This is a genomic window from Streptomyces sp. NPDC029014, from assembly GCF_055564695.1.
The window spans coordinates 16,279-36,974 of sequence record NZ_JBVHVT010000068.1 but is presented as its reverse complement, the minus strand read 5'-3'; the positions used below and the strand labels follow the sequence as shown (position 1 = coordinate 36,974).

The window sequence follows — 20,696 nt, the reverse complement described above, 5'->3', positions numbered from 1 at the left end:
ACCGGGCGGGGCGGACGGCCGGTGGTCCGGCCGCCCGCCCCCTGCCGGGGTTCCGTCGCGGGCCGCGCTACCGCATCAGTACGCCGCCCTGCGGGCCGCCCTCGCCGCCCGCGTCGGTGTCCGCGGGCGAGGCGACCAGCCCCAGTTCGGCCGGCGAGGCCAGCATGGGGTGCGAGGGGAGGATCCGCACGGTGTAGCCGAAGGGCCCGGTGCGGTCGAGGGCGAGCGGGCCCTCGTACACCCAGCGCCCCTCCAGGTCCGGGCCGGCGGCCGGCTTGAGGGGGAAGGGCCGCCCGTCGCGGATGACGTCCTGCGGATCCACCCGGCCGGCGACGGCCTGCACCTCGACGTCCTCGGGGGTGAGGTCGTCCAGGGTGACCAGCACGCGCAGGGTGAGGGTGGCCCCCAGCTCGGCGGTGCCGTTCACGGGAGCCGCGGCGAGCGCCTCCACGTGCTCCACGGCGACCTTGGGCCAGGCCGCCCGGACCCGCCCCTTCCACCAGGCCAGGTCGCGCGCCGCGGCGGCGTCCAGGGTCCGGTGGGCGCGGGCGGCCGGTGTGTACAGCCGCTCCACGTACTCGCGGACCATGCGTCCGGCGAGGACCTTCGGGCCCAGGGAGACGAGGGTGCGGCGGACCATCTCGATCCAGCGCACCGGCAGCCCGCTGCGGTCCGCGCGGTCGTAGAAGCGGGGCGCGACCCGCTCCTCGACCAGCTCGTAGAGGCCGGCCGCCTCCAGGTCGTCGCGCCGCTCCTCGTCGGCGCCGAGCCCGTCGGCGGTGGGGATGGCCCAACCGAAGTCCGGTTCGAACCATTCGTCCCACCAGCCGTCCAGCACGGACAGGTTGAGGCAGCCGTTGAGTGCGGCCTTCATCCCGCTGGTGCCGCACGCCTCCAGCGGGCGGATCGGGTTGTTCAGCCAGACGTCGCAGCCCGGGTAGAGCTTCTGCGCCATGCCCATGCCGTAGTCGGGCAGGAACACGATCCGGTGGCGCACCTGCGGGTCGTCGGAGAACCGGACCAGCTCCTGCACCAGCCGCTTGCCGCCGTCGTCGGCGGGGTGGGCCTTTCCGGCGACGACGATCTGCACGGGCCGGTCGGGGTGGAGCAGCAGCCGGCGCAGCCGCTCGGGGTCGCGCAGCATCAGCGTGAGCCGCTTGTACGAGGGGACGCGCCGGGCGAAGCCGATGGTGAGGACGTCCGGGTCGAGCACGGAGTCCACCCAGCCGAGTTCGGCGTCGGCGGCCCCGCGCTGGCGCCAGGACGCCCGCAGCCGTTCCCGGACCTCCAGCACGAGCTGCTCGCGCAGGCCCCGCCGCAGGTCCCAGACGTCCTGGTCGGCGATGTCGGCGACGGCGTCCCAGCGCTGGGAGCCGCCCACCGACAGGGCGTCCTCGGTGCGGCCGGCGCCGATCTGCCGGGCCCCGAGCCGGACCACCTCGGGGGCCACCCAGGTCGGGGCGTGCACCCCGTTGGTCACGGAGGCGATGGGTACGTCGGCCGGGTCGAAGCCCGGCCACAGCCCGGCGAACATGCCGCGGCTGACGGCCCCGTGCAGGGTGGAGACGCCGTTGGCGCGCTGGGCCAGGCGCAGCCCCATCACCGCCATGTTGAACACGCCGGGGTCGCCGCCCGGGTAGGACTCGGCCCCCAGGTCCAGGATCCGCTCGACGGGTACGCCGTCCAGCTCGCCGCCGGGACCGAAGTGGCGGGCGACCAGGGCGCGGTCGAAACGGTCGATGCCGGCGGGGACGGGGGTGTGGGTGGTGAACACGGTTCCGGCGCGGACCGCCTCCAGGGCGGCGTCGAAGCCGAGGCCGAGCTCGCCGTCGAGTTCCCTTATGCGTTCCAGGCCGAGGAAGCCGGCGTGTCCCTCGTTCGTGTGGAACACCTCGGGGGCGGGGTGACCGGTGAGCGCGCAGTACGTCCGTACCGCCCGGACCCCGCCGATACCGAGGAGCATCTCCTGGAGCAGCCGGTGGTCGCTGCCGCCGCCGTAGAGCCGGTCGGTCACCTCGCGGGCCCCGCAGTCGTTGTCCTCGACGTCCGAGTCGAGGAGCAGCAGCGGGACCCGGCCGACGCGGGCCTGCCAGACGTGCGCGTGCAGGGCGCGGCCGCCCGGCAGGGAGAGGGTGACGCGGGCCGGGGCCCCGTCGGCGTCCCGCAGCAGGGACAGGGGCAGCTCGTTGGGGTCGAGGACGGGGTAGTGCTCCTGCTGCCAGCCGTCCCGGGACAGGGACTGGCGGAAGTAGCCGTGCCGGTAGAGGAGTCCCACGCCGATGAGCGGGACGCCGAGGTCGCTGGCGGCCTTGAGGTGGTCCCCGGCGAGGATCCCCAGGCCGCCCGAGTACTGGGGCAGGGCGGCGGTGATCCCGAACTCGGGCGAGAAGTAGGCGATGGCGGCGGGGAGGTCGGTCCCGCCGTCGTGGGTCTGGTACCAGCGGGCGCCGTTGACGTAGTCGTCGAGGTCGGCGGTGGCGACGGCGAGCCGGCGCAGGAAGCGGCGGTCGCCGGCCAGTTCGCGCAGGCGGGCGGCGGAGGCGGAGCCGAGCAGGCGGACGGGGTCGCCGCCGGCGGCCTGCCAGCCCTCGGGGTCGACGGATTGGAAGAGTTCGCGGGTCTCCGTGTGCCACGACCAGCGCAGGTTGCGCGCGAGGTCGGCGAGCGGCAGCAGCGGTTCGGGGAGTACGGGGCGTACGGTGAATCGACGGATTGCCTTCACGCGTTCCACCTTCGCAGGCAAGTGCGGACCGGAGCGGCCGCACCACGCTGTGCGACCGCGCAACACCCCCGGAAGGCTATCCCCGCCCCGCCTGACCCTGCCACCGTGCCTCGGGGGCACGCCGGTGCGCCCGCCCGTGGAACCGGCCCGTGGGGCCGTCGCGGAACGACGCCGCCCCGGCCACCGCGCGCGGGCTGCGCGGGCGGCCGGGGCGGGCCTGGGGGTGCCTGGGCGCCCGTCAGGGCTGGGTGAAGAACCCGAGCAGGTCGGTGATGACGTGCGTGCTGCCGCCGTGGCTGTTGGAGACGGTGACGCAGCCGTCGGCGACCGGGGTGGTGACGTGGTTGGGGACGGTGTCACCGGGACGCGTGTTGAGGCTGCTGGCCTGGGGCGGGCGGCCCCGTACGCGTACACGGTGAGGAAGCCGGGTCCGGTGGACTCGGTCGCCGTGACGTTCAGGGCCGCGCCGATCGGCCCGGCGGGCAGGCCCGCGACGGCGGTGGTGGCGCCGGGGCGAGCTTGCCGGTGGTGCGGGTGTCGGCGAGCCTCTTCGGGACGGCCGGGGTGAACAGGGCCTTGCCGTCCTTGCCGTACCAGCCGACCGCGTCCAGGACGAGGTGGGTGGAGCCCGTGTTGGTGTGGAGGGTGCGGGTGCCGTCGGGGCCGACCGGGACGACGGCCTGGTCGGACTTGTTCTTGCCCGGCTCGGGGTTGAGGTTCGACGTGGCCGGGCGCTTGGTCGGGTCGGGGTAGGCGATGACGTGCGCGTCGGCGGTGGCGGTGGCGGTGGCGCTGGTGCTGGTGCTGGTGCTGGTCAGGTTGAGCGCGACCGCGGTGGCGCCGGCCGGGATACCGCCCACGCCGGCGACCTTGACGCTGCGGGTCTGCCCGCCGGCCAGGGCGCCGCCCGCGGAGCGGGTGTCGGCGAGGCGGGTCGGGGCGACGGGGGTGAACCGCTCCCCGGCGCCCGGCTGGCACTAGCCGACGAAGTCCACGATCAGCGCGGACCGGCCCGAGTTGAGCTGCGCCTGCACCGTGAAGTCGGAGCCGACGGGGACGGTGACCGTGTTGGAGGAGGTACCGCCCGCCCGGACGTTGACGTTCGAGGTGGCCGGGCGCGGCTGGCCGGACGGCCAGACGCCGAGGTGGGTGTCCTCGGTGGCTCCGGTCACGGTGACGTTGAGGGCGGCGGCGGCCATGCCGCCGGAGGCACGTGGTCCGGGACGGCGAGGCCGACGGGGAGGACCACCGGGACGGCCGAGCCGCCCTGCACGGGCACACCCGTGGTCCGGGTGTCCAGCAGGCGGAAGGGTTCGGTGGCGACGTACCCGGACGGCGCGTACGCGGCCTTCACGGCCTTGGACGCCGTGGACGTCGCGCCCTTGGAGTCCTGGACGGTGACCGTCACGTCGTAGTCGCCGGGTCGGGCGTAGGTGTGCCGGACACGGCTCAGGTCGGCGGACTGCTGCTTGGGCGTGCCGTCGCCGAAGTCGACGTCCACCCGGCTCACCGGCCAGGGCGCCTTGGTCGCGGATGCGGGATCGACGTCGACCGTCAACGGGGCGATGTACTCGATCGGGTTGGTCGAGGTCGGCAGGGCCGGCTTGGCGTCGAAGCCCGCGGTCAGCGGACCGGGGGCCGTCACCTTGACCGCCTGCTCGGTGGTGGCCTTGGCGCCGACGGCGTTGGAGGCCGTGACCTTCACCGTGCACGCGCACGGGGAGGCGTAGACGTGCGTGGCGACCGCGTTGCGGGAGTTGCCCTGCCGGGTGACGACCGGTGCCGTCCCATCGCCGAAGTCCACCTCGTAGCTCATTCGGGTGGACCAGTTGCTGTTCGAAACGGCCTGCACCTCGACCGGGGTCCCGGCCGGCGCCCACGGCTGGTCGACGTGCGCCCACACCTGGCTCAGGCCGTCCTGGACCTCGACGGCGCCGCGGTCCAGGTAGCCGCCCTTGGTGTTGGGCGAGCCCGGGGCGTCGGCGGTCGGGTAGCCGCGGTGGTCGGTGGGCAGCACGCCGGGAGCCGTCGGGTCGGCGGAGTCGACGATGAGGGAGCCGTCCACCTCGAAGGCGGCCTCGCGCTTCGTGGTCTGGAGGTCGTTCGCCCCCTGGCCGGTGGCGGCGTGGAAGGCCGCCGGGCTCGGGTAGCCGGTGCCGGCCCAGTCGTAGAGGGCCGGTGCGGACCCGACGGTCAGGTTGTGTCGACGCGCGTGCCCTCGACCGCGCTCTGTGCGACGGAGAAGCCCTGCCACGGCGTAGGGGGCGTGTCCCTGCAGTTCGCGCCGTGGAGCACGTTGTTGAACAGTGCGGCACCGGTGGATGCTCCGCTGACGGAGATGGTGGCCCCGCAGTAGCCGTACAGCGTGTTGCTGGTGACGACCGTGCCCGGCGCGTCCACAACCGTGACTGCCGAGGCCGCGGTCGCGGCCACCTTGTTGCGGCCGAGGACGGTGCCGCGTGAGCCGCCCTCGACCTTCACGCCGCTGAGCCGGCCCCGGGTGATGCGCACGTCCGTGCTGCCCTCCCCGACCGTGACCGGGTCGAGCCAGCCCCGGGCCGCGAACAGCCGGTCCAGTTCCACGTCGGCGGAGCGGACCACCCGCACGCCGCTGTTGGTGGACCTCAGCCCGCGCAGCACCACGTGACGGGCGTCGCTGACGGTCAGGCCCTTGACGATCTCGGAGGTGGCCTCGCCGACGGTCTTCTCGCCGGTGAAGGTGATGGGCCGGCCCGGCTCGCCGGACCGGTCGAACGTGACGGCCTCGTCGTACCTGCCCTCCGCGATCACGACGGTCTGGCCCGGCTGCGCGGTCCCGGCGGCGGCCGAGACCGTGCAGAAGGGTGCCGCCTGCATGCCGGAGCCGCTGTCGGAGCAGTTCGAACCGGCGCGGTTGTCGACGTACAGGGTGGCCGGCGGATCGGCGGCCGCGACGCCGGGCAGGCCGAGGACAGTGGCGAGGCCTGCGGTCAGCAGGGCCGCCACACGGGTGGGACGCACCAGGGAGGTTTCCTTCGGGAGCGGGCGGTGTGGATCCGGGACGGCGCAGCGCGGCACGGCGGCTGCGCGGCCCGTTCCCCCACCGGCACACCGGCGCACACGGATCCACGGATGCGCGTCCCGTGGTCCCTGTTCGAACGCACGCTGTCACACCGGATATGCCGCTCCCCAGCGGCATATCCCGCGGCGCCCGGGCGTGATCGCCACAACGGCGGGAAACCGACCGCGGCGACAGCGTTTCCGGCCGTCGTACGCCCTTGCGGAATAAGGGGGTTCGGCCGGTTCGTACCGCCCGGCGGCACAACACGAGTGGCCGGTGTGACGGGGGCGGCCGACGGTACATCCAGTAGTCCACACCGACTTGACGGAGCCTCGGCGGAAGCACGGAATCTTCTTGGTCGTCGGGGCGCCACTACGTACGAGTAGTTAACCGAGCACGCGGATTGGGTCGGGCGAGAGTGGGAAGGGCTCCCCGCGTACCTGCACGGCGCACCTCGCCCACCCCTCTCCCGCCACCCGAGTGAACGCGGACAGGAGCGGCCATGCCCGCAGCCCAGCCGTCCTCCGAGCGGCTAGAAACAGAGCCAACAGAGCGTGCACTACCCGTCGGCCACCCGGCCGGCCCGTCGTCACCGAGCCCTGCGAACTGCCCCCAGGTGATCCCATCATGATCGGTCGTATTCCCGTGCTGGACGTCCTCCCCGCCACCGACTGCGGGGCCAGACCCGCCAAGGCCGTGGTCGACGAGGTCTTCGAGGTCTCCGCCACCGTGTTCCGCGAGGGACACGACGCGGTCGCCGCGCACGTCCTCCTGCGCGATCCGAAGGGGCGGGTACGTCCCGCCGTGCCGATGCGCGAGCTCGCGCCCGGCACCGACCGGTGGGGCGCCCGGGTGGCCGCCGACACCGAGGGCAGGTGGAGCTACACCGTGGAGGCGTGGAGCGACCCACTGGCCACCTGGCGGGCCCGCGCCGAGGTGAAGATCCCCGCCGGCATCGATCCGGGGCTCACCCTGCTGGAGGGCGCCGAGCTCTACGAGCGGGCCGCCGCGAAGATCCTGAAGCGGGACGGCCGCGAACACGTCCTGGCCGCCGCCGCCGCGATGCGCGACGAGGACCGCCCCGTCGCCGAGCGGTACGCCGCCTCCCGCGAACCCCGGGCGCAGCAGGCGCTGGACCGGCGCCCGTTCCGGGAGCTGGTGACCGCCGTGAAGGCCCAGCCGCTGCTGGTGGAGCGCAGGCGGGCGCTGTTCGGCTCCTGGTACGAGATGTTCCCCCGGTCCGAGGGGGCGGTGGTCGAGCCCGGGGCGAAGCCGGTGAGCGGCACCTTCCGCACGGCCGCCGAACGGCTGCCCGCCATCGCCGCGATGGGCTTCGACGTGGTGTACCTGCCGCCGATCCACCCCATCGGCACCACCTTCCGCAAGGGTCCCAACAACACGCTGTCGGCGGCGAGTTGGGACCCGGGCGTGCCGTGGGCCATCGGCTCCCCGGAGGGCGGCCACGACGCCGTCCACCCGGACCTCGGCACCCTGGAGGACTTCGACGCCTTCGTCGCCCGGGCCCGCGGGCTGGACCTGGAGATCGCGCTGGACTTCGCCCTCCAGTGCTCCCCCGACCACCCGTGGGTGGAGAAGCACCCGGAGTGGTTCAGCCACCGCCCCGACGGGACGATCGCCTACGCGGAGAACCCGCCGAAGAAGTACCAGGACATCTACCCGGTCCACTTCGACACCGACATGGCCGGCATCGTCGCGGAGACGGTGCGGGTCCTGCGGCACTGGATGGACCACGGAGTCCGCATCTTCCGAGTGGACAATCCGCACACCAAGCCGGTCGTGTTCTGGCAGAAGGTGATCGCGGACATCAACAGGACCGATCCCGACGTGATCTTCCTGGCCGAGGCCTTCACCCGGCCCGCCATGATGCACGCGCTCGCCGCGATCGGCTTCCAGCAGTCCTACACGTACTTCACCTGGCGCAACACCAAGGCGGAGCTCACCGAGTACGTCACCGAGCTGTCCGGCACCCGGTCCGCCTCCGTGATGCGGCCGAACTTCTTCGTGAACACCCCGGACATCCTCCACGCCTACCTGCAGAAGGGCGGCCGCCCCGCCTTCGAGGTGCGCGCCGTGCTCGCCGCCACCCTCTCCCCCACCTGGGGCGTCTACGCCGGGTACGAGCTGTGCGAGAACACCCCGGTCCGGGAGGGCAGCGAGGAGTACCTGCACTCCGAGAAGTACGAGCTGCGCCCGCGCGACTGGGCCGCCGCCGAGCGGACGGGCCGCACCATCGCCCCGCTGATCACCACGCTCAACCGGCTGCGCCGCCGCAACCCCGCGCTCCAGCAACTGCGCGACATCCACTTCCACTCGACCGACAACGAGCAGGTGATCGCCTATTCGAAGCACGCGGGCGCCAATTCCGTACTGGTGGTCGTCAACCTCGATCCGCACCACACCCAGGAGGCGACGGTCTCGTTGGACATGCCGGTACTCGGCCTCGACTGGCACGGGTCCCTCGCGGTGCGCGACGAGCTCACCGGCGAGACCTATCACTGGGGCAGGGCGAACTACGTGCGCCTAGAGCCGGGCCGCACCCCCGCGCACGTTCTCACCGCTCTGCGACCGTCCCCGCCCACCGGAGGGTCACCCACCACATGATGATCAACGATCCCGTCCCCGACACCTTCGAGGACACCCCCGCCCAGGACCGCGACCCCGACTGGTTCAAGCGGGCCGTCTTCTACGAGGTCCTCGTACGCTCCTTCCACGACAGCAACGGCGACGGGGTGGGCGACCTGAAGGGGCTCACCTCCAAACTGGACTACCTCCAGTGGCTCGGCGTGGACTGCCTGTGGCTGCCGCCGTTCTTCGCCTCGCCGCTGCGCGACGGCGGCTACGACGTCTCCGACTACACCTCCGTCCTGCCCGAGTTCGGCGACCTCGCCGACTTCGTGGAGTTCGTGGACAACGCGCACCAGCGCGGCATGCGGGTGATCATCGACTTCGTCATGAACCACACGAGCGACCAGCACGAGTGGTTCCAGCAGTCCCGCAAGGACCCCGACGGGCCGTACGGCGACTACTACATGTGGGCCGACAACGACAAGCAGTACCAGGACGCCCGCATCATCTTCGTCGACACCGAGACCTCGAACTGGACGTACGACCCCGTACGCAAGCAGTACTACTGGCACCGCTTCTTCTCGCACCAGCCGGACCTCAACTACGAGAACCCGGCGGTGCAGGAGGAGATCATGTCGGCGCTGCGGTTCTGGCTGGACCTCGGCATCGACGGGTTCCGCCTGGACGCCGTGCCGTACCTGTTCGCCGAGGACGGCACCAACTGCGAGAACCTCCCGGCCACCCACACCTTCCTCAAGCGGGTCCGGGCGGAGATCGACGCGCACTACCCGGACAGGGTGCTGCTCGCCGAGGCCAACCAGTGGCCCGAGGACGTCGTCGACTACTTCGGGGACTACGCCGCCGGCGGGGACGAATGCCACATGGCGTTCCACTTCCCGGTCATGCCGCGCATCTTCATGGCGGTGCGAAGAGAGTCCCGCTACCCGGTCTCGGAGATCCTCGCCAAGACCCCGGGGATCCCCGAGCGCTGCCAGTGGGGCATCTTCCTGCGCAACCACGACGAGCTCACCCTCGAAATGGTCACGGACGAAGAGCGCGACTACATGTACGCCGAGTACGCCAAGGACCCGCGCATGCGGGCCAACATCGGCATCCGGCGCCGCCTCGCCCCGCTCCTCGACAACGACCGCAACCAGATGGAGCTGTTCACCGCCCTGCTGCTGTCCCTGCCCGGCTCCCCGGTCCTCTACTACGGGGACGAGATCGGGATGGGCGACAACATCTGGCTGGGCGACCGCGACGGCGTGCGCACCCCCATGCAGTGGACCCCGGACCGCAACGCCGGGTTCTCCTCCTGCGATCCGGGGCGGCTGAACCTGCCGGTCATCATGGACCCGGTCTACGGGTACCGGGTCACCAACGTGGAGGCCGCGACGTCCTCGCCCTCCTCGCTGCTGCACTGGACCCGCAGGCTCATCGAGGTCCGCAAGGCGAACCCGGCCTTCGGCCTCGGTTCGTACACGGAACTGCCGTCGACCAACCCGGCGGTGCTCGCCTTCCTCCGCGAGTACGGCGACGACCTGGTGCTGTGCGTGCACAACTTCTCGCGCTTCGCCCAGCCCACCGAGCTCGACCTGAAGTCGTTCAACGGGCGCGTGCCGGTGGAACTCACCGGTGACGTGCGCTTCCCGCCGATCGGCGAGTGGCCGTACCTGCTCACCCTCGCCGGGCACGGCTTCTACTGGTTCCGCCTGCGGCGCGAGTAGGACCTCCCCGGCAGCTCCGGCCCGCCCGGCCTCCCCGCACCCGGGGAGGCCCGCGGCGGAGCACCACGGGGGCGGCACCGCACGGGTCCGGCGCCCGCCCCCGCACGCACCACCGCAGCACGCACCACCGCTCCACCCCCCACGCACCACCCTGACCCGACACCACCCACCACCGGACAGCAAACCTCGCCATCCGGGACACTCTGCGCATTTCTGTGACGGCCCGGGGAAAGGACGACGCCATGTCGGAGGCTGCATCCGCCCGGAGCCGCCAGAGCAGTCCGGCCGCCGTCCCGCTCGGACCGCTGGAGCCGATGCTGCGCTCGTGGCTGCCGCGGCAGCGCTGGTTCGCCGGCAAGGGGCGCGCGATCACCCGGCTCCGCCTGGTCAGTGCCGTCGAGCTGCTGCCGGCCGGGGTCACCCCCGGCCTGCTGCACCTGCTCGTCGGCGTGGACTGCGCCGACGGGGCCGCGGACTGCTACCAGCTGCTGATCGGGGTGCGTCCCGCACCGCTGCCGCCCGCGCTCGCACCCGCCCTGATCGGGAACGCCGAGCAGGGCCCGTACGCCGGCCACGCCGTCTACGAGGGCCTGGGCGACCCGCGGCTCGCCACGCTGCTGCTGGAACGGCTGCGCACCCCGGGCAGCCACGGCCCGCTCCGCTTCGACCGGGACCCGGAGGCCCTCATCCCGGCCGAGGCAGCGCCCCGGCCGGTGTCCGGGGAGCAGACCAACTCCTCGCTGATCTACGGGGATTCCCACATCCTGAAGGTGTTCCGCCGGGTCGGCCCCGGCGTCAACCCGGACCTGGAACTGCCCAGAGCGCTCGCCGCCGCCGGCTGCACCCGCGTACCGGCCCCCGTCGCCTGGTACGAGGCCGACCTGCCCGGTAGCCCGCGCGACAGCCGGGAGCGCCCCGAGCCGCTGACCCTGGGCGTGCTCCAGCCGTACCTGCGCGGCTCCGACGACGGCTGGCAGCTGGCGCTGCGCCGGCTCGGCGCGGGAGCGGACTTCACCGCCGAGGCGCACGCCCTGGGCCGGGCCACCGCCGAGGTGCACAGCGCACTCGCCACCGCCCTGCCCACCGTGGCCCTCGGCCCGGGGCAGACGGCCCGGCTGGCCGCGGGGATGACGGCCCGGCTGGCCGCCACCGTCCGCGAGGTGCCGGCGCTGCGGCCCTACGAGGCCGGGCTGCGCGGGGCCTTCGACGCCCTGGCCGCCTCCTCCCGCGGCAGCGGGGTGCCCGCCCAGCGGATCCACGGCGACCTCCACCTCGGCCAGACCCTGCGCACCGCCGACGGCAGCTGGGCCCTGATCGACTTCGAGGGCGAACCCGCCCGGCCGCTGGCCGACCGCCGCCGGCCCGAACCCGCCGTGCGCGACATCGCCGGGATGCTGCGGTCGTTCGACTACGCGGCCCGCTCGCACCGCCCGTTCGCCCCCGCCTGGGCGGACGCCTGCCGGGCCGCCTTCTGCGAGGGCTACGCCCGCACCACCGGCCGCGACCCGCGCGAGGACCCCGTCCTGCTGCGCGCGTACGAGACCGACAAGGCGGTGTACGAGGCCCGCTACGAGTCGCGGCACCGCCCCGACTGGCTGCACGTCCCCATGGCGGCCATCCGCCGCCTGGCCGAACGGGAACGTCCGGCCCGCCGCATGCCGCCGGCCCCGCCGCAGCCCGGCTCCACCCCCACCCCCCACCCCCACCCGAAGCCCCCGAGGAGGCCGCTCGCGTGAGCGCCGCACGACAGCCGTCACCGACCGTCCGCAACGCAGCCCCGCCCGCCGCCGCGGGCGGACCCGCGGCTGCGACCGCGCCCTCGCCCGAGGCCGGGCCCGCCCGCAGGACCCGCCCGCCCCGGGCCCGCCAGACCGCCCCGGCGGCCGCCCCCCAGCACGGGGTGCGGCCGGCGCCCGCTCTCGACGCGCAGGAGCGGGCCCGGCTCCTCGAAGGCCGCCACCACGACCCGCACGCCGTGCTCGGCGGCCACGCCCTGCGGGGCGGGGTGGCCGTCCGCGTGCTGCGCCCGCACGCGAGGACCGTCACCCTCGTGGCCAAGGGGCTGCGGGCCGAGCTGCACGACGACGGCGACGGCCTGTTCTCGGGGCTGCTGCCGCTGGCCGAGGTGCCGGACTACCGGCTGCTGGTGGCGTACGAGGGCGACGAGATCGAGGTGCACGACCCGTACCGGTTCCTGCCCGCGGTCGGCGAGCTCGACCTGCACCTGATCGGCGAGGGCCGGCACGAGGAGCTGTGGACGGCGCTCGGCTCCCGGCCGATGGTCCACCAGGGCGTCGCCGGCACCCGGTTCACGGTGTGGGCGCCGAACGCGCAGGGGGTACGGGTCACCGGGGACTTCTCCTACTGGGACCCGGTCGCCCACCCGATGCGCTCGCTCGGCGCGACCGGGGTGTGGGAGCTGTTCCTGCCCGGGGTGGGCGAGGGCGCGCTGTACAAGTACGACATCACCCGGCCCGACGGCAGCCACGGCCTGCGCGCCGACCCGATGGCCCGGCGGACGGAGTGCCCGCCCGCCACGGCCTCGGTCGTGACCGAGTCCCGGTACGAGTGGGGCGACGACCGGTGGATGGCCCTGCGCGGCGCCCGTCCCGCGCACCAGGCCCCGTTCTCGGTGTACGAGGTGCACCTGCCGTCCTGGCGGCCGGGGCTCTCGTACCGGCAGCTGGCCGAGCAGCTCCCGCCGTACGTCAAGGAGCTCGGCTTCACGCACGTGGAGCTGATGCCGGTCGCCGAGCACCCCTTCGGCGGTTCCTGGGGCTACCAGGTCACCGGCTACTACGCGCCCACCGCGCGGATGGGCACCCCGGACGAGTTCCGGATGCTCGTGGACGCACTGCACCGGGCGGGGATCGGGGTGATCCTCGACTGGGTCCCGGCGCACTTCCCGCGGGACGGCTGGGCGCTCGCCGAGTTCGACGGCCGGCCGCTGTACGAGCACCACGACCCGCGGCGGGCGGCCCACCCGGACTGGGGGACGCTGGAGTTCGACTACGGGCGCAGGGAGGTCCGCAACTTCCTCGTCGCCAACGCCGTCTACTGGTGCCAGGAGTTCCACATCGACGGGCTGCGGGTCGACGCGGTGGCCTCCATGCTCTACCTGGACTACTCGCGCGAGGAGGGCCAGTGGGCGCCCAACGAGCACGGTGGGCGGGAGAACCTGGACGCGGTGGCGCTGCTCCAGGAGATGAACGCGACCGTGTACCGGCGCTGCCCGGGCGTGGTGACGATCGCGGAGGAGTCCACGGCCTGGGACGGGGTCACCCGGCCCACGGACGCGGGCGGACTCGGCTTCGGCCTGAAGTGGAACATGGGCTGGATGCACGACACGCTGCGGTACTCGGGCAAGGAACCGGTGCACCGCAAGTACCACCACCACGACATGACCTTCGGGATGGTGTACGCGTACAGCGAGAACTACGTGCTGCCCATCTCGCACGACGAGGTGGTGCACGGCAAGCGCTCGCTGGTGTCGAAGATGCCCGGCGACTGGTGGCAGCAGCGGGCCGGGGAGCGGGCGTACCTGGGCTTCATGTGGGCCCACCCGGGCAAGCAACTGCTGTTCATGGGGCAGGAGTTCGCCCAGGGGTCGGAGTGGTCCGAGGCCCACGGGCCGGACTGGTGGCTGCTGGACCCCGCGTATCCGGCGGCCGCCGACCACCAGGGCGTGCGCACCCTGGTCCGCGACCTGAACCGGGCCTACGCGGCGGCGCCCGCCCTGTGGGAGCGGGACACCGTGCCCGAGGGCTTCGCGTGGGTGGAGGCGGACGCGGCGGACGACAACGTCTTCGCCTTCCTGCGGTACGCGCACGACGGCTCGCAGCTGCTGTGCGTGTCGAACTTCTCGCCGGTGGTGCGGCACGGCTACCGGATCGGCGTGCCGGAGGAGGTTCCGGTGTGGCGGGAGGTCCTCAACACCGACCTGGAGGCCTACGGCGGCAGCGGCGTCCGCCACCTGACGCCGCTGAGGCCCCGGCGGGAGCCGGCGCAGGGCCGCCCGGCGAGCCTGCACCTGACGCTCCCGCCGCTGGCGACGGTCTGGTTCAGGCCGTAGCCGCCGCGGCCGCCGCCCGCTCCAGCACGCCTTCGAGCTCCTGGAGCAGGCGGCGCCTCGGCCGCGCCCCGACCAGCCGGGCGACGGGCTCGCCGGCGCGGAACACCAGCAGGGTCGGCAGGGACAGCACCCCGTACCGGGTGACGGTGCCCGGGTTGGTGTCCGCGTCGATCCACACGGTCCTGAGCCGGTCGGCCGTCTCGGCGGCCACGGCGGACAGCACGGGCGCGAGCTGCCGGCAGGGCCCGCACCAGTCCGCGGTGAACTCCACGAGGACGGGCAGGTCCCGCTCGGCGAGCACCTCCGCCTCGAAGTCGGCATCGGTCACTTCCGCAACACCGGCGGCGTGGACCATGGGCTTCTCCCCTCTCGGTTCTTCCTTCATCCGGTCATCTCACAGCGCGGGACGGCGGCGGCGCCGGGCGTGTCGGCGCCGGGCCCGTCGGCTCCGGCCGTGCCGGCCGCGGCCCGCTCGGCCTCGGCGAGCTGCCGGCCGACCTGCTCGCGCACGTCGGCCAGCCGGCCGATCAGCGCGTCGAGCTCGGCGAGCTTGCGCCGGTACACGACCAGGGACGCCGGACAGCTGTCCCCGGCCGGGTGGCCGGCCCGCAGGCACTCGACGAAGGGGCGGGTCTCCTCCAGTTCGAAGCCGAAGTCCTGGAGGGTGCGGATCTGCCGGAGCAGCCGCAGGTCGTCCTCGTCGTAGGTGCGGTGGCCGTTGGGGGACCGCCGGGAGGGCAGCAGCCCGCGCGACTCGTAGTACCGCAGGGCCCGGGTGCTGGTCCCGGCCCGTTCCGCCAGTTCGCCGATGCGCATGGCCCGAACGTAGACCTTGACGCGGACGTCAGGGCAAGGGCGGAGGGACGGGGCCCTCGCCACCCCCGTATACGAGGGCCCCGGTATGGACCACGTACGGGGGTGGGGGCCGGTTCAGGGCGGGTGCGGGGGATCGGTGAAGATCGCGTAGAGAGGTGCCGCGCGAGCCGGCCGGGGCCGTAGGCTGTCCACGGCCCCGAGAGCGCGTCCGATTACCGGACGGTCGCCTGAAATCCGGACCAATACCCCGAACTCCATAGGACATTCCTACGAGTTGTGGGCTTGTTTGAACAGTCTGTAGTCGCCGTACCCCGGTCGCTCCTACGGTGTGCCCTGTGCACTCCAGCCCACCCTTCAATGCCCCCGCCGCGCGACGCCTGCGCGCGGCCCTGGGCATGGCGCCCGGACACGTCGCCTACGGCCTGCGCGCCCAGTACGGACTGATCGTCGAACCCGAGACCGTGATGGCCTGGGAGCGCGGCGAGAAGACGCCGACCGCCGCCGAGCTGACCGCCCTCGCGGGCGTGCTGTGGTGCGCACCCGGCGAGCTGCTCGCCGAGCCGGTCACCCTGCGGGAGCACCGGCTGGCCCGGGGCATGCCCGCGGACGAGCTGGCCCGCCGGATCGGGCTGGACACCGGCTCGTACCAGAAGATGGAGGACTCCGGGCGCTGGAAGGGCAACGAACGCCAGTCCGTGGCCCTGGCCCAGGTCCTCGGTCTGAGCCTGGCCCAGTTCGTGGCGGCCGCCGGCAAGCAGGAGGAACTGGCGGAGCTGCTGCGCAGCGCGGTGACCACGCGCTGGCAGGCGTACGTGAAGCCGCTGGCCAAACTCCTGCCGGTGCCGCGGCAGCGGCTGGAGCCGGTGGTCGAGCGGCTGCACGCGGACTACCAGGCCACCATGGTCACCACCCTCAGCTGGGGCGGAGCCGCGGGGGACGCCGGCACGGGAGATGCGGGCCGCGAGTTCCTCGCCACCATCGTCGCCCGGTTCTGGGCCTACGCGGGCCCCGCGGACCACCCCCACACCGGGTAGCCCGACCGTGCACGGCGACCGGGCGGAGCCGCCGGCCGGGCCGCGGGCCGCCGGGACCGCCGGGTCAGAAGACGGACTCGGCCTCGTACATGCGGTCCGCGGGGACGCGCTTCAGCTCGGCGGTGGCCGAGGCCAGCGGCGCCATCACGATGTCGGTGCCGCGCAGGGCGGTCATGTTGCCGAAGTCGCCGCGGTGCACGGCCTCCACGGCGTGCCAGCCGAAGCGGGTGGCCAGGACCCGGTCGTAGGCCGTGGGGACGCCACCGCGCTGGACGTGGCCGAGGATGACCGGGCGGGCCTCCTTGCCCAGGCGGTGCTCCAGTTCGACGGCGAGCCGGTTGCCGATGCCGGCGAAGCGCTCGTGGCCGTACGGGTCGATGGCGCCCCGCTCGTACGGCATGGAGCCCTCGGCCGGGTGCGCCCCCTCGGCGACGCAGACGACGGCGAACTTCTTCCCGCGGGCGAAGCGCTCCTCGACCATCTTCACCAGGTCGTCCACCTCGAAGGGCCGCTCCGGCAGGCAGATCCCGTGCGCGCCGCCGGCCATGCCGGACTCCAGGGCGATCCAGCCGGCGTGCCGGCCCATGACCTCGACGACCATGACGCGCTGGTGCGACTCGGCGGTGGTCTTCAGGCGGTCTATGGCCTCGGTGGCCACCGTGACGGCGGTGTCGAAGCCGAAGGTGCGGTCGGTGGAGGAGATGTCGTTGTCGATGGTCTTCGGCACGCCCACGACGGGCATCCCGGCGTCCGACAGCATCCGGGCGGCGGTCAGCGTGCCCTCGCCGCCGATCGGGATGAGCGCGTCGAGGCCGTAGCGCCGCGCGAGCTCGTTGGCGTTCTCGGCGGCCTCGTGCAGGCGGGAGCGCTCCATGCGGGAGGAGCCGAGGATGGTGCCGCCGCGGGCGAGGATGCCGCTGACCGCGTTGATGTCGAGGGGGCGGTAGTGCCCGTCCAGGAGCCCCTTGAAGCCGTCCTCGAAGCCGATGACCTCGTCGCCGTGCCCGACCATCGCGCGGTGCACGACCGACCGGATGACGGCGTTCAGGCCGGGGCAGTCGCCGCCTGCTGTGAGAACTCCGATACGCATCGTCCTGTGTCTCCCGCTCCTGGTCGCATCGTGAGGCTTGTCCGATTGTTCCACGGGCCCGAGAGGCCGCGCGCCCGGTGCCGCTCCGCCGGCGGGCCGTTCGGCCCTGCCCTCCGGGCCCATTGCCCAGGGGGCGTCCTAGCCATCGACGGGGGTATTGTCAAGAGGGCAATGCCACCCTATCGGGGATTTTTTCGCACCAGGGACGGAGGGCACGCGTGACGCGCAGCGTGTATGTGACCGGTATCGACCGGAGTGACGGCCGCCAGGTCGTCGAGCTGGGGATCATGGAGCTGCTGACCCGCCAGACGGCGCGGGTCGGTGTCTACCGGCCGCTGCTCCACGATGCGCCGGACCGGCTCTTCGAGCTGCTGCGGGCCCGCTACCGGATCGAGCAGGACACCTCGACGGCGTACGGCATGGAGTACCGCGAGGCGTCCGCGGTCCTGGCGGAGAAGGGGACGGACGAACTCGTCTCCCGGCTCGTCGACCGCTACCACGAGGCGGCCCGCCACTACGACGTCATGCTCGTCCTGGGCACCGACTACGCCGAGACGAACCTCCCCGACGAGCTGGCGCTCAACGCCCGCCTCGCCAACGAGCTGGGCGCGGTGGTCGTTCCCGTCGTGGGCGGCACCAAGCGGGCCGCGGACGAGGTGCGCGCCGAGGCCCGCAACGCCCACCGCGCGTACGAGAGCCTGGGCTGCCACGTCGTCGCGATGGTCGTCAACCGGGTGGCCCCCGAGGACCGGGACTCCATAGCCGAGCGCCTGGCCGCCCGCCTGCCGGTGCCCTGCTACGTGCTGCCGGACGACAAGTCCCTGGCCGCCCCCACCGTCGCCCAGATCACCCGGGCGCTCGGCGGCGAGGTGCTCCTCGGCGACGACGCGGGCCTCGCCCGCGACGCCGTCGACTTCGTCTTCGGCGGCGCCATGCTGCCGAACTTCCTGGGCGCCCTGACCCCGGGCTGCCTGGTCGTCACCCCCGGGGACCGCGCCGACCTGGTCATCGGCGCGCTCGCCGCGCACGCCTCCGGCACCCCGCCGATCGCCGGCGTGCTGCTCACCCTGAACGAGCGCCCGGACGACGACGTCCTCGCCCTGGCCTCGAAGCTGGCGCCGGGCACGCCCGTGGTGTCGGTGGCCGGCAACAGCTTCCCGACCGCTGCCGAACTGTTCTCGCTGCAGAGCCGGCTGAACTCGGCGACCCCGCGCAAGCTGGAGACCGCGCTCGGCCTGTTCGAGCGCCACGTGGACACCGCCGAGCTGCGCGGGCTGCTGGCACTGGCCCGCTCGGAGCGGGTGACCCCGATGATGTTCGAGCACGAGCTGCTGGAGCGGGCCCGCGCCGCCCGCCGCCGCGTGGTGCTGCCCGAGGGCACCGAGGAGCGCGTCCTGCGCGCCGCGGACGTGGTGCTGCGCCGCGGGGTCTGCGACCTGACGCTCCTCGGTGACCAGCAGGCGATCCTGAAGAAGGCCGCCGACCTCGGTGTCGACGTCTCCGGCGCGCAGCTCATCGACCCGGCGACCTCGCCGCTGCGGGAGCGGTTCGCCGAGTTCTACGCGAAGGCCCGGGCCCACAAGGGCATGACGGTCGAGCTGGCGGGCGACGTGGTGACCGACGTCAACTACTTCGGCACCCTGATGGTGCAGGAGGGCCTGGCCGACGGCATGGTCTCCGGCTCGGTGCACTCCACGGCCGCCACCATCCGCCCCGCCTTCGAGATCATCAAGACGAAGCCGGAGGCCTCGATCGTCTCCTCCGTCTTCTTCATGTGCCTGGCCGACCAGGTCCTCGTGTACGGCGACTGCGCGGTCAACCCGGACCCGAACGCCGAGCAGCTCGCCGACATCGCCGTCCAGTCGGCGGCGACCGCGGCCGCCTTCGGGGTGGAGCCGCGGATCGCGATGCTCTCGTACTCCACCGGCACCTCGGGCAGCGGCGCGGACGTCGACAAGGTCCGCAAGGCCACCGAGCTCGTCCGCGCGCAGCGCCCGGACCTGGCCGTCGAGGGCCCGATCCAGTACGACGCCGCCGTCGAGCCGTCGGTCGCCGCGACCAAGCTGCCCGGGTCCTCGGTGGCCGGGCGCGCCACGGTGCTGGTCTTCCCCGACCTCAACACGGGCAACAACACGTACAAGGCCGTGCAGCGCTCGGCGGGCGCCGTCGCGGTCGGCCCGGTGCTCCAGGGGCTGCGCAAGCCGGTCAACGACCTGTCGCGCGGCGCGCTGGTGCAGGACATCGTCACCACCGTGGCCATCACCGCGATCCAGGCGCAGGGCGCGCCGCTCACCGCCTGACCTCCCCGCCTCCACCCCCAAGGAAAGACCTCCATCGTGACCACCGCATCGCGCGTCCTCGTCCTCAACTCCGGCTCCTCGTCGGTGAAGTACCAGCTGCTCGACATGGCGGACGCCAGCCGGCTGGCCGCCGGCCTGGTGGAGCGCATCGGCGAGCAGACCTCCCGGCTCGTCCACGAGCCGCTCGCCGGGCCGGGCGTCGCGGGCGGCAAGCGGGAGCGGGTGGGCGCGATCGCCGACCACGCGGAGGCGCTGGCGGCGGTCGCGGCGGAGCTCGCCGCCGACGGGATGGGCCTGGACTCCCCCGAACTGGCGGCCGTCGGGCACCGGGTGGTGCACGGCGGGACCCGGTTCACCGCCCCGACGGTCATCGACGACGAGGTGCTGGCGGAGATCCGCAGCCTGATCCCGCTGGCGCCGCTGCACAACCCGGCGAACGTGACCGGCATCGAGGTGGCGCGGGCGCTGCGCGCGGACCTCCCGCAGGTGGCGGTCTTCGACACGGCCTTCCACGCGACGATGCCGGAGCACGTCGCGCGGTACGCGATCGACGCCGCGACGGCGGAGAAGTACGCGATCCGGCGGTACGGCTTCCACGGCACCTCGCACGCGTACGTCTCCCGGGCCGCGGCCGCGCTGCTGGGCCGGCCGGTGGAGGACGTGAACGTGATCGTGCTGCACCTGGGCAACGGGGCGTCGGCCTCGGCGGTCCGGGGCGGGGTCTGCGTGGAGACGTCGATGGGCCTGACCCCGTTGGAGGGCCTGGTCATGGGCACCCGTTCGGGCGACCTCGACCCGGCGGTGGTCTTCCACCTGGCGCGGGTGGGCGGCCTGTCGGTGGACGAGATCGATTCGCTCCTGAACAAGAAGAGCGGTCTGCTGGGCCTGTGCGGCGACAACGACATGCGCGAGGTGCTGCGGCGTGCGGGCGAGGGCGACGAGTCGGCGGGGCTCGCCTTCGCGGCGTACGTGCACCGGCTGAAGAAGTACATCGGCGCCTACACGGCGGTGCTCGGCCGGGTGGACGCGGTGGCGTTCACGGCCGGTGTGGGCGAGAACGCCCACCAGGTGCGCGAGGCCGCGGTCGACGGCCTGGCGGAGCTGGGGCTCGTGCTGGACCTCGCGGCCAATGCCGTCCGCTCGGGCGAGCCGCGGCTGGTTTCCGCCCCCCACTCCCGGGTGGCCGTGGCGGTGGTCCCGACGGACGAGGAGCTGGAAATCGCCACCCAGGCGTATGCGCTGGTTACCCAGTAGTCACTTGGACTTTCCGCCAGACGGAATATTCCGCTGCGAAACAAACCGATAGGAT

General features: G+C 73.3%; 15 protein-coding genes. 7 read left to right on the top strand and 8 right to left on the bottom strand.

From position 1 onward, the window contains the following. Positions 1 to 67: 67 nt before the first annotated feature. The 5 genes from glgP to ACZ4VL_RS30015 all read right to left on the bottom strand — a co-directional run bounded on the left by glgP (position 68) and on the right by ACZ4VL_RS30015 (position 5,722). Positions 68 to 2,722 carry an alpha-glucan family phosphorylase gene (gene glgP, locus ACZ4VL_RS30035; protein WP_468206084.1) on the bottom strand — a complete coding sequence of 885 codons (2,655 nt, stop codon included), beginning with the start codon at positions 2,720 to 2,722 and terminating at the stop codon, positions 68 to 70. Positions 2,723 to 3,177: 455 nt separating this feature from the next. Then, positions 3,178 to 3,582, bottom strand: a complete 405-nt coding sequence (locus ACZ4VL_RS30030; RefSeq protein ID WP_468206081.1) for a hypothetical protein — start codon at positions 3,580 to 3,582, stop codon at positions 3,178 to 3,180. 117 nt (positions 3,583 to 3,699) lie between these two features. Continuing rightward, positions 3,700 to 3,921, bottom strand: a complete 222-nt coding sequence (locus ACZ4VL_RS30025) for a hypothetical protein (RefSeq protein WP_468206078.1) — start codon at positions 3,919 to 3,921, stop codon at positions 3,700 to 3,702. Then, positions 3,891 to 4,976, bottom strand: coding sequence for a PKD domain-containing protein (locus tag ACZ4VL_RS30020; protein WP_468206075.1), 1,086 nt, complete (start codon positions 4,974 to 4,976; stop codon positions 3,891 to 3,893). Before ACZ4VL_RS30020 ends, ACZ4VL_RS30025 begins: the two co-directional genes overlap by 31 nt. After that, positions 4,916 to 5,722 (bottom strand): right-handed parallel beta-helix repeat-containing protein, encoded by an 807-nt coding sequence (locus ACZ4VL_RS30015; protein ID WP_468206072.1) that lies wholly within the window; start codon positions 5,720 to 5,722, stop codon positions 4,916 to 4,918. The genes ACZ4VL_RS30020 and ACZ4VL_RS30015 overlap by 61 nt, the downstream gene beginning before the upstream one ends. A 667-nt stretch (positions 5,723 to 6,389) precedes the next feature. Between ACZ4VL_RS30015 and ACZ4VL_RS30010 the strand changes: the two genes are divergently transcribed. From ACZ4VL_RS30010 to glgB, 4 genes are all read left to right on the top strand, one after another. After that, positions 6,390 to 8,384 (top strand): alpha-1,4-glucan--maltose-1-phosphate maltosyltransferase, encoded by a 1,995-nt coding sequence (locus tag ACZ4VL_RS30010; RefSeq protein WP_468206069.1) that lies wholly within the window; start codon positions 6,390 to 6,392, stop codon positions 8,382 to 8,384. Continuing rightward, positions 8,381 to 10,075, top strand: a complete 1,695-nt coding sequence (gene treS / locus ACZ4VL_RS30005; protein WP_468206066.1) for a maltose alpha-D-glucosyltransferase — start codon at positions 8,381 to 8,383, stop codon at positions 10,073 to 10,075. The genes ACZ4VL_RS30010 and treS overlap by 4 nt, the downstream gene beginning before the upstream one ends. 242 nt (positions 10,076 to 10,317) lie before the next feature. Next, positions 10,318 to 11,811 carry a maltokinase N-terminal cap-like domain-containing protein gene (locus ACZ4VL_RS30000; protein ID WP_468206064.1) on the top strand — a complete coding sequence of 498 codons (1,494 nt, stop codon included), beginning with the start codon at positions 10,318 to 10,320 and terminating at the stop codon, positions 11,809 to 11,811. After that, the gene (gene glgB / locus ACZ4VL_RS29995) at positions 11,808 to 14,147 is read left to right on the top strand and encodes a 1,4-alpha-glucan branching enzyme (protein ID WP_468206061.1); all 2,340 of its coding nucleotides are present in this window, start codon (positions 11,808 to 11,810) and stop codon (positions 14,145 to 14,147) included. Before ACZ4VL_RS30000 ends, glgB begins: the two co-directional genes overlap by 4 nt. Here glgB and ACZ4VL_RS29990 read toward each other — a convergent pair. Both ACZ4VL_RS29990 and ACZ4VL_RS29985 read right to left on the bottom strand, forming a co-directional pair. Further along, positions 14,137 to 14,502, bottom strand: coding sequence for a thioredoxin family protein (locus ACZ4VL_RS29990; protein ID WP_468206112.1), 366 nt, complete (start codon positions 14,500 to 14,502; stop codon positions 14,137 to 14,139). The genes glgB and ACZ4VL_RS29990 overlap by 11 nt on opposite strands. A 26-nt stretch (positions 14,503 to 14,528) precedes the next feature. Next, positions 14,529 to 14,963, bottom strand: coding sequence for a MerR family transcriptional regulator (locus ACZ4VL_RS29985; RefSeq protein WP_468206058.1), 435 nt, complete (start codon positions 14,961 to 14,963; stop codon positions 14,529 to 14,531). Positions 14,964 to 15,289: 326 nt separating this feature from the next. Between ACZ4VL_RS29985 and ACZ4VL_RS29980 the strand changes: the two genes are divergently transcribed. Further along, complete coding sequence (locus ACZ4VL_RS29980; RefSeq protein WP_468206055.1) at positions 15,290 to 15,997, top strand: helix-turn-helix domain-containing protein; 708 nt, start codon at positions 15,290 to 15,292, stop codon at positions 15,995 to 15,997. 64 nt (positions 15,998 to 16,061) lie between these two features. Here the strand turns inward: ACZ4VL_RS29980 and ACZ4VL_RS29975 are convergent, their stop codons facing one another. Continuing rightward, positions 16,062 to 17,087: an ATP-dependent 6-phosphofructokinase gene (locus tag ACZ4VL_RS29975; RefSeq protein WP_468206052.1), complete on the bottom strand. Its 1,026-nt coding sequence runs from the start codon at positions 17,085 to 17,087 to the stop codon at positions 16,062 to 16,064. 218 nt (positions 17,088 to 17,305) lie between these two features. On the opposite strand from ACZ4VL_RS29975, the gene pta reads away from it, so the two are divergent. Together pta and ACZ4VL_RS29965 are read left to right on the top strand one after the other, a co-directional pair. After that, the gene (pta, locus tag ACZ4VL_RS29970; RefSeq protein WP_468206049.1) at positions 17,306 to 19,387 is read left to right on the top strand and encodes a phosphate acetyltransferase; all 2,082 of its coding nucleotides are present in this window, start codon (positions 17,306 to 17,308) and stop codon (positions 19,385 to 19,387) included. 36 nt (positions 19,388 to 19,423) lie between these two features. After that, positions 19,424 to 20,641 carry an acetate kinase gene (locus ACZ4VL_RS29965; RefSeq protein ID WP_468206046.1) on the top strand — a complete coding sequence of 406 codons (1,218 nt, stop codon included), beginning with the start codon at positions 19,424 to 19,426 and terminating at the stop codon, positions 20,639 to 20,641. Positions 20,642 to 20,696: the final 55 nt, after the last annotated feature.

Excerpts from the sequence above, each read along its gene's own strand:
- ACZ4VL_RS30025 (WP_468206078.1), bottom strand. The coding sequence starts at position 3,921 with ATGGCCGCCGCCGCCCTCAACGTCACCGTGACCGGAGCCACCGAGGAC.
- ACZ4VL_RS30010 (WP_468206069.1), top strand. The coding sequence starts at position 6,390 with ATGATCGGTCGTATTCCCGTGCTGGACGTCCTCCCCGCCACCGACTGC.
- treS (WP_468206066.1), top strand. The coding sequence starts at position 8,381 with ATGATGATCAACGATCCCGTCCCCGACACCTTCGAGGACACCCCCGCC.
- ACZ4VL_RS30000 (WP_468206064.1), top strand. The coding sequence starts at position 10,318 with ATGTCGGAGGCTGCATCCGCCCGGAGCCGCCAGAGCAGTCCGGCCGCC.
- ACZ4VL_RS29990 (WP_468206112.1), bottom strand. The coding sequence starts at position 14,502 with ATGGTCCACGCCGCCGGTGTTGCGGAAGTGACCGATGCCGACTTCGAG.
- ACZ4VL_RS29985 (WP_468206058.1), bottom strand. The coding sequence starts at position 14,963 with ATGCGCATCGGCGAACTGGCGGAACGGGCCGGGACCAGCACCCGGGCC.
- ACZ4VL_RS29975 (WP_468206052.1), bottom strand. The coding sequence starts at position 17,087 with ATGCGTATCGGAGTTCTCACAGCAGGCGGCGACTGCCCCGGCCTGAAC.